This window comes from Microvirga sp. GCM10011540, assembly GCF_042650665.1.
Classification (GTDB): domain Bacteria; phylum Pseudomonadota; class Alphaproteobacteria; order Rhizobiales; family Beijerinckiaceae; genus Microvirga; species Microvirga lenta.
Window position 1 is genome coordinate 27364 of sequence record NZ_JBHSBQ010000040.1, and the last position, 22335, is coordinate 49698.

At 65.4% G+C, this 22335-nt stretch carries 24 protein-coding genes, 1 pseudogene and 1 riboswitch; of the genes and pseudogenes, 18 read left to right on the plus strand and 7 right to left on the minus strand.

What is annotated here, in order from left to right; genetic code table 11:
- The first annotated feature begins 85 nt into the window (after positions 1-85).
- Positions 86-682: an exopolysaccharide biosynthesis protein gene (locus ACFOYU_RS13990; RefSeq protein WP_226741633.1), complete on the plus strand. Its 597-nt coding sequence runs from the start codon at positions 86-88 to the stop codon at positions 680-682.
- A gap of 42 nt (positions 683-724) precedes the next feature.
- A complete protein-coding gene (locus tag ACFOYU_RS13995) occupies positions 725-1435 on the plus strand; it encodes a 2-phosphosulfolactate phosphatase (protein WP_377034066.1) in 711 nt (236 codons plus the stop codon).
- Here the strand turns inward: ACFOYU_RS13995 and radC are convergent.
- Positions 1432-2118, minus strand: a complete 687-nt coding sequence (gene radC / locus ACFOYU_RS14000) for a DNA repair protein RadC (RefSeq protein ID WP_377034067.1) — start codon at positions 2116-2118, stop codon at positions 1432-1434. The genes ACFOYU_RS13995 and radC overlap by 4 nt on opposite strands.
- A gap of 213 nt (positions 2119-2331) precedes the next feature.
- On the minus strand, positions 2332-3156 hold the full coding sequence (gene map / locus ACFOYU_RS14005; protein WP_377034068.1) for a type I methionyl aminopeptidase: 825 nt from the start codon (positions 3154-3156) through the stop codon (positions 2332-2334).
- 199 nt (positions 3157-3355) lie between these two features.
- Between map and ACFOYU_RS14010 the strand changes: the two genes are divergently transcribed.
- Positions 3356-4180: an FkbM family methyltransferase gene (locus tag ACFOYU_RS14010; protein ID WP_226741638.1), complete on the plus strand. Its 825-nt coding sequence runs from the start codon at positions 3356-3358 to the stop codon at positions 4178-4180.
- A 31-nt stretch (positions 4181-4211) separates the two neighbouring features.
- Here the strand turns inward: ACFOYU_RS14010 and sfsA are convergent, their stop codons facing one another.
- Complete coding sequence (gene sfsA / locus ACFOYU_RS14015) at positions 4212-4931, minus strand: DNA/RNA nuclease SfsA (RefSeq protein ID WP_377034069.1); 720 nt, start codon at positions 4929-4931, stop codon at positions 4212-4214.
- A gap of 121 nt (positions 4932-5052) precedes the next feature.
- Here sfsA and ACFOYU_RS14020 point away from each other — a divergent pair, with 121 nt between their 5' ends.
- The 6 genes and pseudogenes from ACFOYU_RS14020 (at position 5053) to ACFOYU_RS14045 (ending at position 12775) form a co-directional block, all read left to right on the plus strand.
- Entirely contained in the window at positions 5053-5799 is a 747-nt protein-coding gene (locus tag ACFOYU_RS14020) for a competence/damage-inducible protein A (RefSeq protein WP_377034070.1), read from the plus strand.
- 38 nt (positions 5800-5837) lie between these two features.
- Positions 5838-6344 carry a xanthine phosphoribosyltransferase gene (gene gpt, locus ACFOYU_RS14025; protein WP_377034071.1) on the plus strand — a complete coding sequence of 169 codons (507 nt, stop codon included), beginning with the start codon at positions 5838-5840 and terminating at the stop codon, positions 6342-6344.
- A 21-nt stretch (positions 6345-6365) separates the two neighbouring features.
- A complete protein-coding gene (locus ACFOYU_RS14030; RefSeq protein ID WP_377034072.1) occupies positions 6366-7922 on the plus strand; it encodes an AMP-binding protein in 1557 nt (518 codons plus the stop codon).
- A 40-nt stretch (positions 7923-7962) separates the two neighbouring features.
- The gene (locus ACFOYU_RS14035; protein ID WP_377034073.1) at positions 7963-8301 is read left to right on the plus strand and encodes a hypothetical protein; all 339 of its coding nucleotides are present in this window, start codon (positions 7963-7965) and stop codon (positions 8299-8301) included.
- A gap of 152 nt (positions 8302-8453) precedes the next feature.
- Positions 8454-8659, plus strand: a riboswitch (cobalamin riboswitch).
- Between the two features lie 113 nt (positions 8660-8772).
- A pseudogene (locus ACFOYU_RS14040) lies at positions 8773-11624 on the plus strand (ribonucleoside-diphosphate reductase subunit alpha).
- A 26-nt stretch (positions 11625-11650) separates the two neighbouring features.
- The gene (locus ACFOYU_RS14045; RefSeq protein WP_226741645.1) at positions 11651-12775 is read left to right on the plus strand and encodes a ribonucleotide-diphosphate reductase subunit beta; all 1125 of its coding nucleotides are present in this window, start codon (positions 11651-11653) and stop codon (positions 12773-12775) included.
- 72 nt (positions 12776-12847) lie between these two features.
- Here the strand turns inward: ACFOYU_RS14045 and ACFOYU_RS14050 are convergent, their stop codons facing one another.
- Positions 12848-12991: a hypothetical protein gene (locus ACFOYU_RS14050; RefSeq protein ID WP_226741646.1), complete on the minus strand. Its 144-nt coding sequence runs from the start codon at positions 12989-12991 to the stop codon at positions 12848-12850.
- A gap of 196 nt (positions 12992-13187) precedes the next feature.
- Between ACFOYU_RS14050 and ACFOYU_RS14055 the strand changes: the two genes are divergently transcribed.
- Positions 13188-13472 carry a hypothetical protein gene (locus tag ACFOYU_RS14055; protein WP_377034074.1) on the plus strand — a complete coding sequence of 95 codons (285 nt, stop codon included), beginning with the start codon at positions 13188-13190 and terminating at the stop codon, positions 13470-13472.
- Positions 13473-13510: 38 nt separating this feature from the next.
- Here the strand turns inward: ACFOYU_RS14055 and ACFOYU_RS14060 are convergent, their stop codons facing one another.
- Positions 13511-13699 carry a hypothetical protein gene (locus tag ACFOYU_RS14060; RefSeq protein WP_226741648.1) on the minus strand — a complete coding sequence of 63 codons (189 nt, stop codon included), beginning with the start codon at positions 13697-13699 and terminating at the stop codon, positions 13511-13513.
- Positions 13700-13934: 235 nt separating this feature from the next.
- On the opposite strand from ACFOYU_RS14060, the gene ACFOYU_RS14065 reads away from it, so the two are divergent.
- A complete protein-coding gene (locus tag ACFOYU_RS14065; protein ID WP_226741649.1) occupies positions 13935-14159 on the plus strand; it encodes a NepR family anti-sigma factor in 225 nt (74 codons plus the stop codon).
- Entirely contained in the window at positions 14149-14547 is a 399-nt protein-coding gene (locus ACFOYU_RS14070) for a response regulator (RefSeq protein WP_226741650.1), read from the plus strand. The genes ACFOYU_RS14065 and ACFOYU_RS14070 overlap by 11 nt, the downstream gene beginning before the upstream one ends.
- An 81-nt stretch (positions 14548-14628) precedes the next feature.
- Here ACFOYU_RS14070 and ACFOYU_RS14075 read toward each other — a convergent pair whose 3' ends face one another.
- Positions 14629-16899, minus strand: a complete 2271-nt coding sequence (locus ACFOYU_RS14075; RefSeq protein WP_377034075.1) for a putative bifunctional diguanylate cyclase/phosphodiesterase — start codon at positions 16897-16899, stop codon at positions 14629-14631.
- A gap of 694 nt (positions 16900-17593) precedes the next feature.
- On the opposite strand from ACFOYU_RS14075, the gene ACFOYU_RS14080 reads away from it, so the two are divergent.
- From ACFOYU_RS14080 to ACFOYU_RS14105, 6 genes are all read left to right on the plus strand, one after another.
- A complete protein-coding gene (locus ACFOYU_RS14080; RefSeq protein ID WP_377034076.1) occupies positions 17594-18556 on the plus strand; it encodes a sensor histidine kinase in 963 nt (320 codons plus the stop codon).
- Between the two features lie 297 nt (positions 18557-18853).
- A complete protein-coding gene (locus tag ACFOYU_RS14085) occupies positions 18854-19276 on the plus strand; it encodes a hypothetical protein (protein ID WP_377034077.1) in 423 nt (140 codons plus the stop codon).
- A gap of 97 nt (positions 19277-19373) precedes the next feature.
- On the plus strand, positions 19374-19601 hold the full coding sequence (locus ACFOYU_RS14090; RefSeq protein ID WP_377034078.1) for a DUF6894 family protein: 228 nt from the start codon (positions 19374-19376) through the stop codon (positions 19599-19601).
- Between the two features lie 155 nt (positions 19602-19756).
- Positions 19757-20167 carry a response regulator transcription factor gene (locus ACFOYU_RS14095; protein WP_377034079.1) on the plus strand — a complete coding sequence of 137 codons (411 nt, stop codon included), beginning with the start codon at positions 19757-19759 and terminating at the stop codon, positions 20165-20167.
- 132 nt (positions 20168-20299) lie between these two features.
- Complete coding sequence (locus tag ACFOYU_RS14100; RefSeq protein WP_377034080.1) at positions 20300-20554, plus strand: DUF6894 family protein; 255 nt, start codon at positions 20300-20302, stop codon at positions 20552-20554.
- A 108-nt stretch (positions 20555-20662) separates the two neighbouring features.
- The gene (locus ACFOYU_RS14105; protein WP_377034081.1) at positions 20663-21670 is read left to right on the plus strand and encodes a sensor histidine kinase; all 1008 of its coding nucleotides are present in this window, start codon (positions 20663-20665) and stop codon (positions 21668-21670) included.
- Positions 21671-22043: 373 nt separating this feature from the next.
- Here ACFOYU_RS14105 and ACFOYU_RS14110 read toward each other — a convergent pair whose 3' ends face one another.
- Entirely contained in the window at positions 22044-22328 is a 285-nt protein-coding gene (locus ACFOYU_RS14110; RefSeq protein WP_377034082.1) for a hypothetical protein, read from the minus strand.
- Between the last annotated feature and the right edge of the window lie 7 nt (positions 22329-22335).

Sequence of the window (22335 nt, forward strand, 5' to 3'; positions counted from 1 at the left end):
CGGCGGCACCAAGCCGGGCTTGGCCCCGGCACGCAACTCGGGTAGAGAAGCCTCTCTTGAGCGTCCTTGAACTTGCCGGGGCTCCTTGTTCTCCAACGCGCGTACCTCCCAGATCCTGGCCGCGCTCGCATCCCAGCCGGGCGAGCGTCTGACGGTCCGAGACATCATGGCCGTGCTCCAGGATCGGGCGTTCGCCCTTCTGGTGGTTCTGCTCGGGTTGCCGAACTGCCTTCCCATGCCGCCGCCGATCCCCCTGGTCTGCGGCCTGCTGCTGGCTCTCGTGGCGATCCAGATCCTCTTCGGCCGTCCGACGCCATGGCTGCCGAGCACGCTTCTCAACCGCTCCATCGCCCAGACCGACGTGGAGCGGGCCGTCGGCCGCGCCATGCCCGCGTTCCGCCGTCTCGAGCGCGTCTCCCGCCCGCGCATGACCTTTCTCGACACGCCCATCGCCATGCGCCTCATGGGAGCCGTCATCCTGATCCTGGCGCTGGGCCTTCTCTTCGCGCCGCCCTTCGTCGGTCAGATCCCGCTCGGCCTCGCCGTGTGCCTCGTGGGCCTGGGCCTCGTGGAGCGCGACGGCCTCGTGGTGCTGGGCGGCCTCGTCATCGGCAGCGTCGGCCTCACCTTGAGCCTCGGCTTCGTCTACGCGATCCTGTCGGGCATCGACACGCTGCTCTGAGTATTCAACGGAGGCACGGATGCCTTCAGCCATCGTCCACGCATGACATACGTCTTCTGCGAATGGGGCTTGTCCGGGATCGAGGCCCTGCTCGGCCGGGTGGCGGCCGTGGTGATCGTGGATGTCCTGTCTTTTTCGACTGCGGTCGACGTTGCGGTCTCGAAAGGGGCGATGGTCTATCCGTTTCCCTACGGCGAGCGGGAGGCCGCGCAGCGCGAGGCCGAACGGCTCGGGGCGGTGCTGGCCCAGCCCCGGCGCACAGCGGGCGGTCAGTTCAGCCTGTCGCCGGCCAGCCTTGCGACGGTTCCGGACGGGATGCGCCTGATGCTCCCGTCGCCCAACGGCTCACGCCTGTCGCTGTCCTGCGGCGGGACGCCGGTTCTGGCCGGTTGTCTGCGGAATGCCGCCGCCGTCGCGCGGGCGGCTCGGATCGTCGCGGGCGAGGGCGCCATCGGCGTGGTGCCGGCGGGTGAACTCTGGCCGGACGGCAGCGTGCGTCCGGCCGTCGAGGACCTGCTGGGCGCGGGCGCCATCCTCCATCATCTGGACGGCTCGCTTTCGGCCGAAGCCGAGATCGCCCGGGCAGCCTACCGCGCCGTGGGAGCGGACCTCCCGCGCCTGATCCGGGCTTCGATGTCCGGCCGGGAACTGATCGACGGCGGTTTCGGCAGCGATGTCGAAATGGCCCTGGAATCGGGCATCAGCGCCTGCGCGCCCGTGCTGCGCGACGGCGCCTACCGGGCCTACCGCTAGATCAGCTTGAGGCCCTTCAGGCTCGCATGGCCCTCCCGTCCGACAATGATGTGGTCGTGGACGGTGATGCCGAGGGGCTTGGCGACCTCCATGATCTCGCGGGTCATCTTGATGTCGGCCGGCGAGGGGGTCGGGTCCCCGGAAGGGTGGTTGTGGACGAGGATCAAAGCCGAGGCGGAGAGTTCGAGGGCGCGCTTCACCACCTCGCGGGGATAGACGGGCGTGTGGTCGACCGTGCCCGATTGCTGCACCTCATCGGCGATGAGGCCGTTGCGCTTGTCGAGGAAGAGCAGCCGGAACTGCTCCTTGTCCATGAAGGCCATGGCGGCCCGGCAATAGTCGATCACCGAGGTCCAGGAGGACAGGACCTGGCGCTTGGCCACGTCCCCCTTCACCAGCCGCCGGGCGGCGGCCTCGATCACCTTCAGGTCGGTCACGACATTCGCGCCGATCCCATCCACCTCCATCAGCCGGGCGGACGGGGCGGCCAGAACCTCCGCGAAGGTGCCGAAGCGCCTTAAGAGTTCCTTGGCGATGGGTTTCACGTCCCGGCGGGGAATGAGACGGAACAGGACGAGTTCCAAAAGTTCGTAATCCGGCAGGGCATCGCCGCCTACTTGGAGGAAGCGGGCGCGCAGCCGGTCGCGATGGCCGTGATAATGGGGAGACCCGTCGTCGCTCATGCCTGCCCGCACCCTTGGCTCGTCCGATAGGGCTTCACCTTTCAGAAGGGCAGATTCCGCGATTGCTCCGCCGCTTCGAAACAATGTAGCTTTTGGGGCCGGGCAGGAGCATGTGTCAAGGCATGGGGGAGCACAGGTGAGAGCCGCCTACTCCGTGCTGCTGGTTCGACACTTCTGGTGAGAAAGGCCGCGGCTGGGCCACGGCCTTGAGGTTCATTGCGCCACGCCGAACGGAGGCTTGTCGTAGCCTTTGGGCGAGAAGGTGAAGACCTCGACGCCGGTCTCGGTCACGCCCACCGTGTGCTCGAACTGGGCCGAGAGGGACCGGTCGCGGGTCACGGCGGTCCAGCCGTCGGAGAGCACCTTCACCTGGGGGCGGCCGAGATTGATCATCGGCTCGATGGTGAAGAGCATGCCGGGCTTCAGCTCCACGTTATAGGCCGGCTCCACGTAATGGAGGATCGTCGGCGAATCGTGGAACACCCGGCCGAGGCCGTGGCCGCAGAAGTCGCGCACCACCGAGCAGCGCTCGGCTTCGGCGTAAGTCTGGATGGCGGCGCCGATATCGTTGGTGGTGGCGCCCGGCTTCACGACCGCGATGCCGCGCATCAGGCACTCATAGGTGATCTCGCACAGGCGCTGCGCCCGGCGGGGCACGTCGCCGATATAGTACATGCGGCTCGAATCCCCGTGCCACCCGTCGAGGATGAGGGTCACGTCGATATTGACGATATCGCCGTCCCGCAGGGGCTTGTCGTTGGGAATGCCGTGGCAGACCACATGGTTGATCGAGGTGCAGATGGTCTTGGTGTAGCCGCGATAGTGCAGGCAGGCCGGATAGGCGCCGTTGTCCCGGATGAACTCGAAGGCCAGCCTGTCGAGGGCGTCCGTGGTCACGCCGGGCTTGGCGTGCTCGGCCAGCAGGTCGAGGCATTCGGCGGTCATGCGGCCCACCCGCCGCATAGCCTCGAACGCCTCCGGGCCATGAAGCGGAATCTCGGAGGCCCGCTTGCGTTCCATCACGTCGGTGTCAGTCATCGTCGATCCTTGAGTTAAGGCGAATGTAGGGATTGGCGCGCGCGACGCAAGCAAAGACATGGGTGGCGGCATGGGCCGACGGCACGGGTTCTGCGACCGCACCCGGACCGGGTGACGATGGGGCCGGCTTGCGATTGGGCCGCAAGGGTGTCATGAGCAGCCCCAATCCAGCCGGTCGTCCGGCGTCAGGTTACGGGAAATGAACGATCCTCGCCCCTTCGGCACCTATGCGCCCTCGGGCTTCACCCGCTGGGCCATCGAGCGCACCCGCGCCCTGTCCGGCGGCTGGGCCGCCCGCCGCCTCGCCTTTCTCCTGCGCCGCCTCGCGGTCCGGTCCCTGAGGGGCGCGCCCCTGGACGTGGAGACCCTGGGCGCCCGGATGCGGCTTTATCCCTACAACAACGTCTGCGAGAAGCGCATTCTGTTCACCCCGCAGTTCTTCGATCCCCAGGAGCTCGCCCTGCTCGAGACCCGGATCAAGGAGGGCTTCGCTTTCGTGGACGTGGGCGCCAATGTGGGGGGCTACGCGCTCTTCGTGGCGGCCCGGGCCGGACGCTCGGCCCGGATCCTGGCCCTGGAGCCGCAGCCCGAGATCTTCGACCGGCTGACCTACAACATCCGCCAGAACCCCTTCGGCACCATCAAGGCCATCGCCTGCGCCGTGGCCGACAAGACCGGGGAGCTGACCCTGTTCCTCGACCCCCGGAACAAGGGCGAATCCAGCGTCAAGATCGTGGGTTCGAGCCAGTCGAATGCGGTGCGCGTCCCGGCCGTGACGCTCCTCGACCTCCTGCGGCGGGAGAACTTCGATCGCGTGGACGCGGTCAAGATCGACGTGGAGGGCGCCGAGGACCTGATCCTCGATCCCTTCTTCCGCGACGCCCCGGCCTCGCTCCATCCCTCCCTCATCGTGATCGAGGACGGAAGGGACCAGTGGCAGATCGACCTGCCGAAGCTCCTGGAAGGCCACGGCTACAGGCTGATCCTCCAGACGCGGCTCAACCTGGTCTACGAAAAGGCCTGAGGCCCTCCCGGCGGGCGAGGTCGGCCGAGGGTCAGCGCGGCGTCACGATGGGGATCGGCCGGTCGATGACCACCTCTTCCGTGCTGATCCGGCAGACATAGGCATAGGATTCGACCCCCGCCGCGAGGGCATGGCGGAAGGCCTTGTCGTAGGCTGGGTCGATGTCGCGGGCCACGTCGAAGCGCTCCGCGTCCATCTGGATCACGTAGACCAGGGCCGCCCGGGCTCCCGAGGCGGCCATGTCGGCCAGCTCGTAGAGGTGCTTGGCGCTGCGGGCCGCGACGCAGTCGGGAAACTCGGCGAAGCCCGCCTCGCGCATGAGATGGCAGTTCTTCACCTCCAGATAGCAGGGCGGCTCACCGTCCTTCTCCAGCAGGAAGTCGACCCGGCTGTTGCGGCCGTACTTCACCTCCGGCCGCACGCTGTCATAGCCGGCGAAAGGGGCGAGCCGTCCGTCCCGCAGGGCTTCGGCCACCAGGAGGTTGGGGCGGGAGGTGTTGATGCCGATGAGTTGCTCCGGCCCGCCGCCGGCCGGAACCTCGACGAACTCCCAATTGTACTTGAGCTTGCGGGCGGGGTTGTGGGCCCGGGACAGGAAGACGCGGCTGCCCGGCTCCTTCAGCCCCATCATCGCCCCGGGATTGGCGCAATGGGCCGTCACCGGCTCGCCGCTGGCAAGGACGACATCGGCCAGGAAGCGCTTGTAGCGCTCGATGAGGCGGCCTTCGAGCAGGGGTTCTTGAAAACGCATCGGGATCCGTCATTGAAAGGAAAGGGGGCTCCGTAGCAGGGGAGAAGCCCCGGCTTCAACCGAAGGCTTGCTTGAGAATTGCCGCATCCGGCGCTAAAGGCCCTCAAAAGGATCGTTCCGCATGGCCGCTTCCGTTACCGCCGCCCTTCTCGTCATTGGCGACGAGATCCTGACCGGGCGCACCAAGGACAAGAACATCGGCTATATCGCCGAGTACCTCACCGGGATCGGCATCGACCTGCGCGAGGTCCGGATCGTGCCGGACGTGGAGGAGGAGATCGTGGGCGCGGTCAACGCCCTGCGGCAGCGCTACACCTACCTGTTCACCACCGGCGGCATCGGCCCCACCCATGACGACATCACGGCCGATTGCATCGCCAAGGCCTTCGGGGTGGGCATCGACCACGACCCCCGGGCCGTCGCCATGCTGCGCGAGCGCTACCAGCCCGACGAGCTGAACGAGGCCCGCCTGCGCATGGCCCGGATCCCCGACGGCGCCGACCTCATCGAGAACCCGATCTCCCGAGCCCCCGGCTTCCGGCTCGGCAACGTGTTCGTCATGGCCGGGGTGCCGTCGATCATGCAGGCCATGCTCGACAACATCTCTCCGACCCTCCAGACGGGCGCCCGCATGATCGCCGAGACCATCGACGCGGAGGGCCTCGCCGAAGGCAACTACGCGGAGGGCCTCGCCGCCGTCGCATCGTCGCACGAGGGCGTGTCGATCGGATCCTATCCGTCCTTTTCCGCCGGCGGTTTTCGCAACCAGATCGTGGTGCGGGGCAAGGACCCGGCCGCCGTCGCGAACGCCACCCTGGCCGTCAACGACCTGCTCCGTCGCCTGAAGGGCGACCGGGCGCCCCTTTGAGAGTTCAACAGAGCCAAACGCCCGAGAAGAGCAAGCCGATGTCCCCGACCTCACCGAAAGCCTTCCCTGTCTCCTGGGATCAGTTCCACCGCGATTGCCGGGCGCTCGCCTGGCGCCTGGCCTCGGCCGGGCCCTTCGAGGCCATCGTGTGCATCACGCGCGGCGGCCTCGTGCCCGCCGCCATCGTGGCGCGCGAGCTCGACGTGCGGCTGATCGAAAGCGTCTGCATCGCCAGCTACCACGACTACAAGAACCAGGGCGAGCTCAAGGTGCTCAAGGACATCGCGCCTTCGGTCAAGGCGCTCGGCGACGGCGCCGGCAAGGGCGTGCTGGTGATCGACGACCTCACCGATACCGGCAAGACCGCCAGGATCGTGCGCGACATGCTCCCCGGCGCCCATTTCGCCGCCGTATACGCCAAGCCCGCCGGACGGCCGCTGATCGACACCTTCGTCACGGAAGTGAGCCAGGATACCTGGATCTACTTCCCCTGGGATATGGGCCTTGCCTATCAGGCGCCGATCCGGGAAGGCTCGGCGGGATAATCAACTCTGGGAGCGGGCGCCGTGGCTGATTTCGATCTCTCATCGACCCGGAAGACCCTGTTCGGCGCGCTCCTCGATGCGCGAGACCGGTTCGGGCGCAACAAGATCGCGCTCGAGGACCTGGAGCGCCAGCCCATCAGCTTCGGCCGCCTCGTCCTCGCTTCGCTGGTGCTCGGCCGCAAGCTCGCGGGCCTCACCGCCCCGCGCGAGCATGTCGGCGTGCTCCTGCCCAACGTGCAGGGCATCGCGGTCACCCTGTTCGCCCTCAACGCCTTCGGCCGGGTGCCCGCCTTCCTGAACTTCACGGCGGGCATCGTCAACCTGAAGGCAGCCTGCGAGGTGGCCGAGGTCGGCACCATCGTGACGTCGCGACGCTTCGTCGAGCAGGGAAAGCTCGACGACGTGGTCTCCGCTCTCGAAGAGGGGCGGCGGATCGTCTGGCTGGAGGATGTGCGCGCGACCATCACGAGTTTCGACAAGCTGCGCGGTCTCGTGGATTCCTGGATGGCGCGTCGGGTTCACGCCAAGGCAGGGCTTTCTCCCGACGATGCCGGGGTCCTGCTCTTCACGTCCGGATCGGAGGGCAAGCCGAAGGGCGTCGTGCTGTCGAACGCCAATCTCGTCGCCAACGCCTACCAGGTGAAGGCCCATGCGGGCGACGTGCTGACGCCGGACGACGTGTTCTTCAACCCGCTGCCGATCTTCCATTCCTTCGGCCTGACGGCCGGGCTGCTCACGGCGATCCTCAACGGCATGAAGTCGGTGCTCTATCCGAGCCCGCTCCATTACCGGCAGATCCCGAAGCTCGTGGCGGGAACGCGGGCCACGATCATGCTCGCCACCGACACCTTCCTGCAGGGTTATGCCCGCGCCGCCGGCGAGAACGATCTCGCGACCGTCCGCTACGTGATCGCGGGCGCCGAGCGCGTGAAGGAGGAGACGCGCAGGCTCTGGAGCCGCCACGGCACCGTGATCCTGGAGGGCTATGGCGCCACCGAATGCTCGCCGGTCATCGCCGTGAGCCTGCCCGACCGGAACCGCCCGGGATCGGCCGGTCCCATCCTGCCGGGCCTCGAATGGCGTCTCGATCCCGTCGAGGGCATTCACGAGGGCGGACGTCTCCATGTGCGCGGCCCCAACGTCATGAAGGGCTATCTCGATCCGCAGGCGCCGGGCGGCGTCGCTCCGCCTCCGGAGGGCTGGCACGATACGGGCGACATCGTGACCCTCGACGACGGGCTGGTCACCATCCGCGGCCGGGCCAAGCGCTTCGCGAAGATCGGCGGCGAGATGATCTCGCTCGCGGCCATCGAGGCGATGACCCAGAGGCTCTGGCCCGACTGCAACCATGTGGTCGTCGCCCTGCCGGATCCCCGCAAGGGCGAGCAGATCGTCCTGATCACGGACAAGCCGGATGCCGACCGGGACGCGCTTCTCGCCCACGCCAGGGAGCAGGGCTTTCCCGAATTGTGGGTGCCGAAGTCGATCCTCGTCGCCGGCATTCCCGTGCTCGGTTCCGGCAAGACGGACTACGCCGCCGCCGTGGAAATGGCCCATAGGCTGCAGGCGATGCTCTGACGGAGGAGGTCCGTAACAAAGCGGGGGCTGATGCGTTGCCATGACAGGCACATGCCTGACGTTTCGCATCATCCGATTTGGGATCACCATGAAGAAGTTCGTCCTCGCCCTGGCCGTGATGGCATCCGCAAGCGCAGTCCAGGCGCAGCCACGGCCCTTCACGCCGCGGATGCCGTGCGGCCAGATCCAGCAGACCGTCTTCGCGAGCGGCGCCGTGGTGCTGAGCACCGGCGCCAACACCTACGACCGCTACGTCCGCGACCGCAGCTTCTGCCAGATCAACGAGTTCATCGAGGCTGCCTGGGTTCCTGCCCAGGACACGCCGCAATGCCCGGTCTACCGGTGCACGGACGACGAACCTTTCCTGTTCGGCGATTGAGCGGCGGATCGACGGTTCCGCATTGAAGCACCGGAACGGCCGCGCTTGGGTCCAGGCGCGGCCTTCTCGCCTGAGAACGACCCGTTAACGATGCTGCCGATTGCGTGGTGGACAAGCTCCACAATCTATTGACGCGCAGAGGCCTCTTCCCACCATATGTAGCTGTCGAATGTCTTCGGATTCGCTATCCGAAGCGAAGAGGGAAATCGGTGCGCCGTCAGGCAAGGCCGATGCTGCCCCCGCAACTGTAAGCGGCGAGCCTTCGTCGAACACGCCACTGGTGATCAAGGTCACTGGGAAGGCTGGCGAAGGCGATGATCCGCGAGCCAGGAGACCTGCATTCGACAGTCGATCACGTTCCTCGGGCGGGGTGCCCCGTTGGATCGCTCACCTGTCGTGGCGGGTTTCGTCTGCCGTTCCTCAGGCCTGCGCGTTCCTCGGCCCAAGCCCCCAACAACATGGGGTTTGCCGATGTCTCTTCTTCATTCCGAAACCGTCGCCGGGTCGCCGCTGCCCGTCACATCGGCCGCCCATGCGGCTGTGAGCGCCGAGCCCGGCTACCGGGTCATCCGCCGCAACGGCGCCGTGACGCCGTTCGATCCGTCCAAGATCGCCGTCGCCCTGACCAAGGCGTTCCTGGCCGTCGAAGGCAGTTCCGCCGCCGCGTCCCGGCGCATCCACGAGATCGTGGAGGGGCTGACCCGGNCGGCGATCACGGTCGCGCCTTCCACATCGAGGAGGTCCAGGACCAGGTGGAACTGGCCCTCATGCGCGGCGAGCACCACAAGGTCGCCCGCGCCTACGTGCTCTACCGGGAGGAGCGGGCGAAGGCCCGCGCCACGGAGGTGCAGGCCGCGCCGTCCGTGCAGGCGAGCCTTCGGGTCAAGACCGAGGACGGGCAGCTCGTCCCCCTCGACGCCGCGCGCCTGACCCGCGTGGTGGAGGAGGCCTGCGCCGGCCTCGCCGACGTGTCGGCAGAGCGCATCCTGGCGGAGACCCAGCGCAATCTCTATGACGGCATCGCCATCGACGAACTCGCCCTGGCGCCGATCCTCGCGGCGCGCACCCTGATCGAGACCGAGCCCAATTACAGCCAGGTGAGCGCGCGCCTCCTCCTCGACATGCTGCGCCGGGAGGCCCTGAGCTTCGTCCATGGCCGCGCCGAGCAGGCCCGGCAGACCGAGATGGGCGAGCGCTACGGCGAGTATTTCGCGGCCTTCGTCCGCAAGGGCATCGAGGTCCAGCTGCTCGATCCCGAGCTGGCGCGCTTCGACCTCGCGCGTCTCGGCGCGGCCCTGAAGCCGGAGCGGGACCTGAACTTCCAGTTCCTGGGCCTGCAGACCCTCTACGACCGCTATTTCCTGCAGACGAAGGGGATCCGCTTCGAGCTGCCGCAGGCCTTCTTCATGCGCGTCGCCATGGGGCTGGCGCTTCGCGAGATCGACCGGGAGGCGAGGGCGATCGAGTTCTACGACCTGCTCTCGACCTTCGACTTCATGTGCTCCACGCCGACCCTGTTCAATTCCGGCACGCTGCGGCCGCAGCTTTCGTCCTGCTTCCTGACGAGCGTGCCCGACGATCTCGACGGCATCTTCAAGTCGGTCAAGGACAACGCGCTGCTCGCCAAGTATTCCGGCGGCCTCGGCAACGACTGGACCCGCGTGCGGGGCCTGGGCGCCCACATCAAGGGCACCAACGGCGAGTCGCAAGGCGTGGTGCCGTTCCTGAAGGTGGCGAACGACACCGCGATTGCGGTGAACCAGGGCGGTAAGCGAAAGGGTGCAGTCTGCGCCTATCTGGAAACCTGGCACATCGACATCGAGGAGTTCCTCGACCTTCGCAAGAACACCGGCGACGACCGTCGCCGCACCCACGACATGAACACGGCCAACTGGGTGCCGGACCTGTTCATGCAGCGGGTGGAGGCCAACGGCGAATGGACCCTGTTCTCGCCGGACGAGGCGCCGGATCTGCACGATCTCTACGGCCCCGCTTTCGCGGCGGCCTACGAGGCCTACGAGGCGAAGGCCGAGCGCGGCGAGATCAAGGTGTTCAAGCGCCTGCGCGCGGCCGATCTCTGGCGGCGCATGCTGACCATGCTGTTCGAGACCGGGCATCCCTGGATCACGTTCAAGGACCCGTGCAACATCCGCTCGCCGCAGGGCCATGCGGGCGTCGTCCACTCGTCCAACCTCTGCACGGAAATCACCCTCAACACCTCCGACGACGAGGTGGCCGTGTGCAATCTCGGCTCCATCAACCTCGCCAATCATCTCGGCGAGAACGGCCTCGATCTGCCGCGGCTGGAGCGCACGGTCCGCACCGCGGTGCGGATGCTCGACAACGTGATCGACATCAACTTCTACACGATCCCCGAGGCGCGCCGCTCCAACCTGCGCCACCGGCCGGTGGGCCTGGGCCTCATGGGCTTCCAGGATGCGCTCCAGCATCTGCGCATCGCCATCGCGTCCGACGAGGCGGTGCGCTTCGCCGATACAAGCATGGAGGCGATCAGCTATTACGCGATCTCGGCCTCGTCCGATCTCGCTGCCGAGCGCGGGCGCTATCCCACCTTCGACGGCTCACTCTGGAGCAGGGGGATTCTGCCCATCGACTCGGTGGAGCTTCTCGCCGAGGCCCGGGGCGGGCTCGACCTCGACCGCTCCTCGACCCTCGACTGGAGCGCCCTGCGCGAACGGGTGTGCAGCGTGGGCATGCGCAACTCCAACGTCATGGCTATCGCGCCGACCGCGACGATCTCCAACATCTGCGGCGTGGCGCAGTCCATCGAGCCCGCCTACCGGAACCTCTACGTGAAGGCGAACATGTCCGGCGACTTCACGGTGGTGAACCCGGCCCTTGTGCGCGACCTGAAGGCGCGCGGGCTGTGGGATGAGGTCATGATCAGCGACCTCAAGTATTTCGACGGCAGCCTGGGGAACATCGACCGGGTTCCGGACGACCTGAAGGCACTCTATGCCACGGCCTTCGAGATCGACTCGTCCTGGCTGATCGAGGCGGCGGCGCGGCGCCAGAAATGGATCGACCAGGCGCAGTCGCTCAACCTCTACATCGCCAATCCGAGCGGCCGGAAGCTCGACGCACTCTACCGGCTGGCCTGGAAGCGCGGGCTCAAGACCACCTATTACCTGCGCTCCATGGGCGCGACGCATGTGGAGAAATCCACCCTCAAGGGCACGGACGGAAAGCTCAACGCGGTCTCGGTCGCGCCACTCGCATCCGCACCCCGGCCCATCGAGGTTCCGGCCGCCGCGCCGATGGCCTGCTCCATCGACGACCCCACCTGCGAAGCCTGCCAGTAACTCCCGCGTATCGAAGGACGACAACAATGCTCGATTGGTCCGAACCCACCTCCGGCCGCACCTCACCGATCCTGACCGGCCGGAACCTCACGCCCGCCGATGCCACCGGCCTCGGAGAAATCGACCGCGGCGGCGGGCGCGTGAGCGTCGACGACAAGGCGATGATCAACTGCCGCGCCGACGTGAACCAGCTCCTGCCCTTCAAGTATCGCTGGGCGTGGGAGAAATATCTCGCCGGCTGCAACAATCACTGGATGCCGACCGAGGTGTCCATGCAGGCGGATATCGCCCTGTGGAAGTCGCGGGACGGGCTCACCGAGGACGAGCGGCGGGCGGTGAAGCGCAATCTCGGCTTCTTCGCGGCGTCCGAATCCCTCGTCGCCAACAACATCGTGCTGGCGATCTACCGCCACCTCACGAATCCGGAATGCCGGCAATACCTGCTGCGGCAGGCCTTCGAGGAGGCGGTGCACACGCACACCTTCCAGTACATCGTGGAAAGCCTCGGCCTCGACGAAGGCGAGCTCTTCAACATGTACCGGGAGGTGCCTTCGATCACCGACAAGGCGGCCTGGGCGCTCAACTACACGCAGAGCCTCGCGGATCCGTCGTTCCAGACCGGCACGCCGGAGGCCGACCGCGCCTTCGTGCGCGATCTCATCGCCTTCTACGTGGTGTTCGAGGGAATGTGGTTCTACACGGGCTTTGCGCAGATCCTGTCGCTCGGCCGGCGCAACAAGATGGTCGGCATCGCCGAGCAGTACCAGTACATCCTGCGCGACGAATCCATCCACCTCAACTTCGGCATCGACGTGATCAACCAGATCAAGGCGGAGAACCCGCATGTCTGGACGAGCGCCTTCCAGGAGGAGGTGCGCACCATGCTGCGCGAGGCGGCCGAGCTCGAGGCGGCCTACGGGCGGGACACCATGCCCCGCGGCTTCCTGGGACTCAACGCGGCCTCGTGCGAGCAGTACATGCACTTCATCGCCAACCGCCGCTGCGCGCAGCTCGGGCTCGCGCCCGTCTTCCCGGAAACGGAGAACCCGTTCCCGTGGATGTCCGAGGCGATGGACCTCAAGAAGGAGAAGAACTTCTTCGAGACCCGGGTGATCGAATACCAGAACGGCGGCGCGCTGAGCTGGGACTAGGACGAGCCGAGCCGTCGGGGCCGGGCTCGAAACCCGGCCTCCGGCGGCTGCGGCGCCGAACAGGGAAACGCGTCACTCGATCAGCGTCAGGACCACGGATGCGACGTTCATGGCGGCCAGAGTGCCGATCAGGGCGGGGATGAAGGGAAAACGGCACCGGTTCAGGTCGGTGCTCTCCGAAATATCCGGAACGCGATGAAAGCGAAGAGGACTCATTGTTCGTTCCTCCAGACAGGATCACTAAAAGAATGGGGGGAGATTGGACCCGCCGAGCCGTTCGCGAGGTGCCAAATCGCACCTGACGATCAGGGGAGACGGCCTCATTTCAGCCGTTCACGGGCCGTTCAATCGCCGGGACCGATTTTCCAGGAGCCCGGCAGGGCGGTCCGTCCGGATCGAGGAGAAGAACTTCATGATGTCTCGTTGCGTTCGCGTCGTTCCCATCGCTCTTGTCCTGACAGCCGGCGCCCTCGGCGGGTGTACCGCCACCGCCGATGTGTCCTATGGCGAGTATCAGTTCGGCCCCGGCTACGAAGCCGAGCGGGTCTACGAGCGCCGTGTCTATGCGGACACGGACAGGGGCTTCGGAAGCGAGGAGTGCCGGGGCGTGGCGCGGCGGGGCGTCGATCCGTACGGGAATATGGTCGTCACGGATATGCAGGTCTGCGACGAGGCGGTTCCCGATCCCGTGTTCTGACGTTCCGGTCCGGGATTTCCGCCTGCGAGGGAAGGCGTTCAGTGCCGGGTCGCCTGCTTGTCCATCTGAAGCAGCTGTCCTTCGATGGCCCTCATCCGCGTCATCAGCCGGTCGAGCTGCGCGAGATAGGCCTTCTCGTCCTGTGCCGCCTGCTCGACGAGGTCGGCTGACTTGCTGTGCTGGATGCGGTGCATGGCATCGGCCAACTGACGGTCCAGGAGCGACATGCGCTGCTCCAGGTTTCGAAGTTCCTGACGAAGTTGCTGCTCCTTGAACACCGCTGAAAGTCCGTGAAAACCCCGTTGCCGACAAGCTGGAGTTTAACTGAAAGTTCCGGCAACTCCCACATGAAAAACCAATTTATCTGCGGCCAAGCTGAAACTCAGCTCCTGGGGTCCCGTTCAATAACGACACATTTGTAACGACGTGGGCCGTTTGAGGTCTCGCGACTGGGACCTTCCGATGACTGTCAGAAGCCATAACGGCTCAGAGCCGGACAGCGAGCGCATTGCAGTTCTCGACATCACCGACCCGGTGCTTTCCGGCATGATCGGGTCGCGCCTGCGCGCCATGTATGACGATCTTCTCAACGAACCGGTTCCCGAGCGCCTTCTCGAAGTGCTGCAGCGCTGCGACCGGTCCAGCAATCCCCCACCGGAAAGAGGAGAGTTGCGGAATGGGACGTAGTATCAAACCCGCACGCGTTGCGTTGATCGTCGAGGACGACGTCGAGGTTCGCGAACTGGCGGCCGCCCTTCTCGAGGAGACCGATCTTCAGGTCACCGAAGCGTCCAGCGCCGAGGAGGCCCTGGATTATCTGCGCCACCATGCGGAAGACGTCGCATTCCTGTTCGCCGATGTCCGCCTTCCTTGCCTGATGAACGGCGTGGACCTGGCGCGCACGGTGCGCCTGAAATGGCCCTGGGTCAGGACGGTTCTCACCTCCGGGCAGCCTCTGGCGGACACGTCCGAGGACATGCCCCGCGATGTCCGCTTCATGCCGAAGCCCTGGAGGGCCCTGGAGGTTCTCATGGAGGCCGAGCGGGCCGCGCAGGCCGGCAGCAGGCTTTCGTAGGCAGAAAGATAGATCGGGTCAGCGGCGCAGGGCGGGCCTCCGGCCTCTCCCTGTTGCCTTTGACGGCCGCTTCATCCGGCGTCACGTCCTCGCGGATGGACGGGCGCGCATGTCGCTCGCCATCAGGCCCGCGATCCTGTCCTCCGGCAGGGCCTTGGCGAACAGGTGGCCCTGCAGCTCCATGCATCCCGTGGTTTCCAGGAACCGCCTCTGGTCCTCCGTCTCCACGCCCTCGGCCGTCACGGTCAGGCCGATCGTCTGGCCGAGGGTCGTAATGGCCTTGATGATGGCGGCCGAGTCCGCGTCGGCGGTGTGGCCCAGATGCTGCACGAAGGAACGGTCGATCTTGATCTTGTCGACCTCGTAGCGGCGCAGATAGCTCAGGCTCGAATGCCCGCTTCCGAAATCGTCGAGCGCGATCCGGAAGCCGGAGCTGCGCAGCTTCCGGAGCGCATCGCGGGTCAGCTTGTCCCCCAGCAGCACGTTTTCGGTCACTTCCAGCTCGATCTTCCGCGGGTCGGCCCCGCACTCGCGCACGATCTTCACGATGCGCTCCGCAAGTCCGTTGGAGCGGAACTGGGCAGGGGACAGGTTGATGGCGATGAACAGGTTGGGCCAGCGCTTGGAGGTCGCGCAGACGTGCCGCAGCACCATGTCCCCCAGAGGGACGATCAGCCCCGTATCCTCCGCGATGGGCAGGAACTGATCCGGCGCGATCAGCCCTCGCGTCGGATGCTGCCACCGGATCAGCGCCTCGAGACCGATCACCGGCCGGCCGGCGGCAGCCACCTGGGGCTGATAATGGACCTTCAGGGAATCGCCGGTCTCCAGCGCCTCGCGCAGTTCCTCCTCGATCGTGGCACGCCGCTTCACGTCCTCGTCCATGCAGAGTTCGAAATAGCGATGGCAGCCCCGCCCGTCGTTCTTGGCATGATAAAGCGCGATGTCGGCTTTCCGGAGCAGGTCGATGCGGTCGACGCCCTCGTCCGGCATCATGACGATTCCGATGCTGACGCCCACGAAGGCCTGGCTGCCGAGCAGGTCGAAGGGCTGATGGACCGCATCGAAGATGCGTGAGCACAGGACCTCGACATCGGTTCTGCCGCCGATGTCGAACAGGAGGATGGCGAACTCGTCGCCGCCGAGGCGGGCCACCGTGTCGTGGGTGCGGACCAAACCGGACAACCTGCCGGCGAGCTCGCGAATGAGGTTGTCGCCGGCCTGATGCCCGAGGGTGTCGTTGACGTTCTTGAAGCGGTCGAGATCGAGCATCAGGAGAGCGGATTTCTCGCCGCCGGCGCTGCGGGACAGGGCCCGGTCGAGGCGATCGTCGAACAGGGCCCGGTTGGGCAGCCCGGTCAGCACATCGTGGAAGGCGAGGTGCTGGGCATGGGCCTCGCTCGCGCGAAGCTCGACCACCGTGGATTCCAGCCGCGCCATGGAGGAACGCAGCGAGCGGACGAGCCAGCCCATCACGACGATCATGAGGGCGCAGACGAGCGCGGTGCTGGGCCCGATCACCTTCAGGATCTTCGAGCCGGGCAATTCCGGCTTCCAGATGAAGTACCCGATGGTATCGCCGTAGTCGGATTTGAGCGGAACGGAGACCTCGCCGGGCCGGGGCAGGTTGGAGGACGAAAAGTGCAGGCCCTCGATCAGGTTGCGTTCGGCCAGCTGCTTGGGAAACGTGTCGTCGAGAAAGCGGACGCTGACGAGGAGAGGCTCGGTGCCGGGTTCCTGCGGAATGTCATCCGATTCTCTCACGATCTTCATCACGCTCACGGCGGCGGGGCGCCCGAGCAGCTGAATCACGTGAGCGTCGTGGACCGCTTTGCCCGTCGTGAGATAGGAGCTGCCCGCTCGCTCGTGACCGTGCCCTCCATGCTCATCCGCGGTCTGGCGAATGTCGCGGATAAAGCTGTTCAGGCTGGGGCGAATGAGACCGAACTCGCTGACGGGAACGCGCTCCCCGCCGATCATCGCGTCGACCGGCTCATTCCGCTCGTTCAGGATATAGACCTGATCCTGGCCGAAGGTGCGATGCAGCCAGATGCCCATATTGGCATCCAGCCAGTCGAAATCGAGCTGGGGTTCGCGAAGCTTCTCCACCGCATCGTCCCAGACCGCCACCATCTCCTGCTGTTGCGCCAGCTCGCTGACGACGGCCTGAATGCTGCGCTCCGTCGTGCGGATCTGCCGCTCGACGGAAACGTCGTTGCTCTGGCGCACGGCCCAGAACAGGGAGAAGGCGGCCAGAACGATTGCAACCAGCGTGACGAGGCCGACCGGCAGTAGAATCCTTGTGGGAGAACGCCACCCGGGACGGGTGGTCGAATAAACCTGGCGTAACACTGGAGCCCCGCAGCAATTAGTGTTTTCCCTGTTCTACCGGCAGAGAATTAACAATTGTTGTTTTGCTTGGATCTTCATGGGTCTTCTTGGCCTCCGCCAAGTTCTGAGATGGGTGGCTGCAGGGGAATGTCCCGGGTCCTGTTCCTTGGGAGCTGTTGCCGTGGGCTCCTCCCGCCGCGACAACACCTTGGTGATGCGGGTTTTTCCGGTCCGCCCATAAGCCTTGGGACAGCAGCTCCGACGTTGGCATCGCCGGGGCAAGTAATCGCAAGAAGCGCTCGTCATCATTTGAGGGATAGACTTGGCTCGAAAGGCGGAGCCTCAACTTAGCCGTACCGGCGAAGGAACGAACCCCGACCCTAGCCGTTGGGCTCAGGTGTTCACTGTTGGAGACTATCGTCATGAACAACATCATCTGGATTATCGGAGCCATTGTCGTCGTCCTTGCGATCCTTTCGTTCCTCGGATTGAGGTAACGGTCCGGACAAGCAGGCAGGAGCCTGGTTCCGGTAGAGATCCTCACGGCGACAGGTCACCGTCTCGGAAGGGGCGGTGTCCCCCGTCTCACGGCAGCCCGCCGAGGGCTCGGGTGACCACGGACCTGCCTTGAAATCGGCACCGCTCGGAAGCGTCGGGGTAGCGTCTGGAGCGGATGCGTTCCTGTTTTTCCACCTCGCCTCCCACGGATCGAGTGATGGAAAACCTCCTCCGTATTTTGCCGTCCAGTCCTCCATCGACGCTGATGCGGTACGGACTGACCACGGTCATCGTCCTCGTCTTCTTCCTGATCCGCCTCGGCCTCCCGTTGGGCGGCGGATATCCGTTCCTGATCTTCTTCCCGGCCGTCTTTCTTTCGTCGATCCTGTTCGACCGCGGCTCCGGCTTCCTGGCGACCTTCCTCACCACGGTCCTGGCGGTCTACTTCTTCATCGAGCCGCGCTACACCCTCGTTCCCCCGGTCGAGCAGGTTCCTCCCCTCGTTCTCTACGTGCTCATCAGCTGCGGCATCGCCGTGCTCAGCGAAGCCTTGCGCCGGGCGCTCGAACGGGCACAGAGGGCCGAGCGCGAGAAGGACCTCCTGTTCCAGGAGCTGGCGCACCGGACGAAGAACAACCTGCAGATCATCGCCTCCGTGCTGGCCCTCCAGGCCCGGACCGTCGAGGATCCCGAGGTCAAGCGGATCTTCGACGCCGCCGTCACCCGCGTCAGGGTCATCGCCAATGCCCATTCCCAGCTTCAGCCGAGCGGGGACAGATCCATGGTGGACATGCGGTCCTATCTCGGCGATCTCTGCCGGGATCTCGGCGACAGCCTGCGCGATGTCAGGCCCGTGGCCGTGAGGGTCGAGGCCGATCCCATCGAGCTGAGCACCGAAACCGCCGTGCCGATCGGCCTCATCGTGAACGAGCTCGTCACGAACGCCTTCAAGTATGCTTTCCCGGACAGTCAGGATGGGGTGGTCATCGTCACCTTCCGCCGAAGCGAACCCGGCACCATCATGCTCGTGGTGGAGGATAACGGCGTCGGGTGCCCCCTAGAGGTCAAGGAAGGGCTCGGTTCCCGCCTTGTCCGGCTGCTGGTCCAGCAGGTCGGCGGCACCATTGCTCGCGAGGCGGGAAATCCCGGCTGCCGGGTTGTGGCATCGATCTCCGTCTGATCGCCGGAGATGGTGCTTGTCGGGAGGAGCGGGTCGCGTGGGGGAGAGGTATCCGACCTATGGACGAATAGGTAATTTTATAATATAGGAGATGAAATGGCGCCTGCCGGAAAGTGGTTTGTTTCCTGAGAACCTTGTCCTCCTACGTTGCAGCGCAATAATCCCTTTTGCATAACGGGAATGTGATTGGGCTACCTCTTTCGTTTATTTCGCGACTGAGCTTGGCTGTTTTAACGTTTCTATCAGGCTTTGGTATTAAAGTTTCATCTTGGTTGCGTGGACTTGTCAGGGGGGACAATGACGGAAGAAGAAGTTGAAGCCGTTGCCGAGGAGCTCGCGAAGATCGGCGGCGTGTCCTGGTATCCGGGCCGCACCCCTGGCCCACTCCTGAGGGTTGTGAGCGAGCGCTACAAGGATCGGGCACGGGTCGCCATCGCCGCCTTGGAGCGGATCCGGGCCAGCAAGGCAGAGGCCGTGCCGTCGCAGGGCCCGGCCGCGGGACCTGCGGCCTTGGGTGCGGACGAAGATCCGGGGGACCGGCTCCGGGTCGGGGCCATCGTCGTCTACCGGCCGCCATCGGAGAAGAGAGCCATCCCCTGCCGCGTGGAGAAGATCGAGGACGGGCGTGCCTATCTCGTGCCGTGCCAGCGCCCCGATGTGGGCTGGGTCTCCATCGACGGGCTGGTGCCGCTTCAGGGAGAGGACGCTTTCAAGGAATAACGTCCCGGGCATTACCAAGCTTTAATCTTATGCGCCTTTACTTGCCGAAGGGGGATGGCTAGCAACGAGTCGAGGCTGTCTGTGTTGTGGGTTCCAGATGCGGTGCTTCTTTCACCTTGTAAGCGATTTCGACGCTATCCTGGACGACACCGGCATTGAGGTTCCCGATCTCGAGACGGCGAAGTTCGAAGCGATGAAGGCCATCCGGGAGCTGCGCCAGGAGCTGGTGGGAGCATCCGAGGAATGGCGCGGCTGGCGGCTCGACATCGTCTGCCCGCAGGGAACCCTCCTTTATTCGTTCGATCTCAATACGCCGCTCCACTAGGGCACGCAGGATGCGCGAGCCGCTCGGCCGGAGCGAAATCCGGGCCATCCTTGGCCCACAGGGCCGCCGCTGCGACAATAAGGAGCCCGTGCCGAGGTAGATGGTTCACATCTGAACGAGTAAGACGACACTCCCTGTCTCACCGATCCCCGTCAATGCCCATGAATCCGGTTGCACCTCTGGACTCCCAGGCTTCTGCAGGCCGTCAGCACCCCGTCGCACTCATCGTCGAGGACGAGATGCTGGTCCGCATGGTTCTCGTCGATACGCTGATGGACGACGGTTTCGAGGTGATCGAGGCCACCAGCGCGGACGAGGCGCTGCTCGCGCTCAACCGCCGGGACGATGTGGATCTGGTCATCAGCGACGTGGAGATGCCGGGCTCGATCAACGGCTTCGCGCTCGCCCGGCGCGTCGCCGAGGAGCGTCCGAACATCGGCATCATCATCGTGTCGGGGCGTGCCAGTCCGCAACAGGGCGACCTTCCCGAAGGCGCGAACTTCATCGCCAAGCCCTTCTATCCCGACACCGTCCTCACGACCGCGAATGCGATGATCGGGCGCTAGATCCCTCACAATCCGCGAGTGGCCGCCATCTGTGGCCCTGGACGTGAGAGCCGGTCCCGATGCCCCGGCGGCATCGCTGCGGAGGGCGTTCGCTGCGGCTCCCTCCAGATCAAGAAGCTAAAAGGTAGATAGATGCCCCGTTACTATTTCCGTCTCTGGCGCGGGTTCAAATGCGAGGAGGACCCCGAGGGAATGGAGCTGAGCGACGTCCATGCCGCGCAGGCGGAGGCGTCGCGGGTCATCCAGGAGCTGCTGCAGGATTGGAGCGACGGCGATCCCGAACCCCTCGACAGGATGTCCTTCGAGATCGTCGACGGGAAGGGGCGGGCGCTCCTGACGGTGCCGTTCGCCCGCCGGCAAGGGGCCAAGACGCCGAGTGAAGCGTAGGGCTGCCATGCGCAGGGCGGCTTCCAGGAACGATCGAAGGATGATCGCGGCCGCAACACCTCCGGTGCCCTGGACAAAGCGCTGTTTTGCTGTGACTGATGGGCGGCCATGACAATCCTGCTGCCCTTGGGAATTGATGGGAATTCCCGACCGGTCGATCTCGCACAGCTTACTGTCGAGAATGCCGCCGATTCCATCTTCGTGATGGACGTGGAAGGGCGTACGGTTTTCGCCAATCCGGCCGCGGAACGCACCTTCGGCTGGTCGAGAGAGGAACTCGTCGGCAAAATTCTTCACGACGTCGTGCACCACCACTATCCCGACGGGCGGCCCTTTCCCATGATGGAATGTCCTCTCGGACAGGTGTTCCAGGCCCAAAGGCGGCTGGAGAAGCACGAGGACGTGTTCTTCCACCGCGATGGCACGCCGATCCATGTGGCCTGTTCCAACGCGCCCGTGATGCGGAACGGCGAGATGGTGGGCGCCGTGCTGATCGCGGTGGACATTACGGAGCGCAAGCGCGGCGAGGAGCGTCAGCGGCTGCTGACGAACGAGCTGAACCATCGTGTGAAGAACACCCTGGCGACCGTGCAGGCCATCGTGTCCCAGACCTTGCGCAGCTCTCCGTCCAAGGACGATGCCCAGATCGCCGTCGAGCAACGCCTGAAGGCGCTCGCACGCGCTCACGACGTGCTCACCCGCGAACATTGGCAAGGCGCAGGTCTTCATGACATCGTGGCCGACGCCATCGAGCCCTTCGGCGCCTATGAGGGCCGCTTTCACTGCGGCGGCCCCGAGGTCAGGCTGATGCCGGGCATGGCCCTCGCCATCGCCATGGCCCTCCAGGAACTCGCGACGAACGCGACGAAATACGGCGCTCTTTCCAGCGCGGAGGGCGAGGTGCACCTGACCTGGTCCGTGACCGAAGCATCGGGGGCGCCACGTCTCCAGCTCCAGTGGGAGGAGAGGGGCGGCCCGCCTGTCAGCCCGCCGCTCACCCGCGGCTTCGGCACCCGCCTGATCGAGCGAAGCCTCGCCCATGATCTCGATGGAAGTGCCGATATCGACTTCGCCCCGACCGGCGTCGTCTGCCGGTTCGAGGCTCCGCTGGGCTAGCAAGCGGTTTCAAGGCCGGTGAGGCCGCAACAGGTTGTCCGGGCTGGCCGCTGGCTGGCAATCGCCCAGGATGCCTGCCCTCGCGCGAGCCTCATTGACCTGGAGGCACATGGGCTCGGCGCTTGCCGATATCGCCCCGTTTGCGACGGTCGTTCTTGGGCTGCTCGTTACCACCCGGCGGATTGGGTCCCTCGCTCTTTTGGGGAAGGGCGCGGTCGGGTGGATTGCTGCCGGGCCCGTGCTTGGTTTGGCCTGTTCGGCTTTCAGAGCCGTCGCTCCGGTCCTTGGGCATCATGGCACCTACCCGTTTCCCTGGTTGGCCGCATGGAACAACCGGACCCAGGGGCGGTGGTTCCGAAGGTTCGGACGAACCTCAAGGGCGAGGATTGGACCGTTCAGCGGTGAGCCGCGGAAGCTCGTCGGTCATCCATGCGACCATCTCATGGTTCGTCTTCAGATGGTTCGGCATGGGGATGAACGCGCCGCCCGAGTCATAGACCGAAGGCCGGTCCCCGGTGCCTGTGACCGGATCAAGCGCCGTAGGCATGACCCTTCGAGGCGTCGGGAACCTGTGGCGGGTCCACATGAAGCGAAGCCCGAAGGCTCCGGTAAGAACCGCAAGGGGCAGCAGGAGAAGGAGTTCGAAGTCAATGACCACGGTCAGG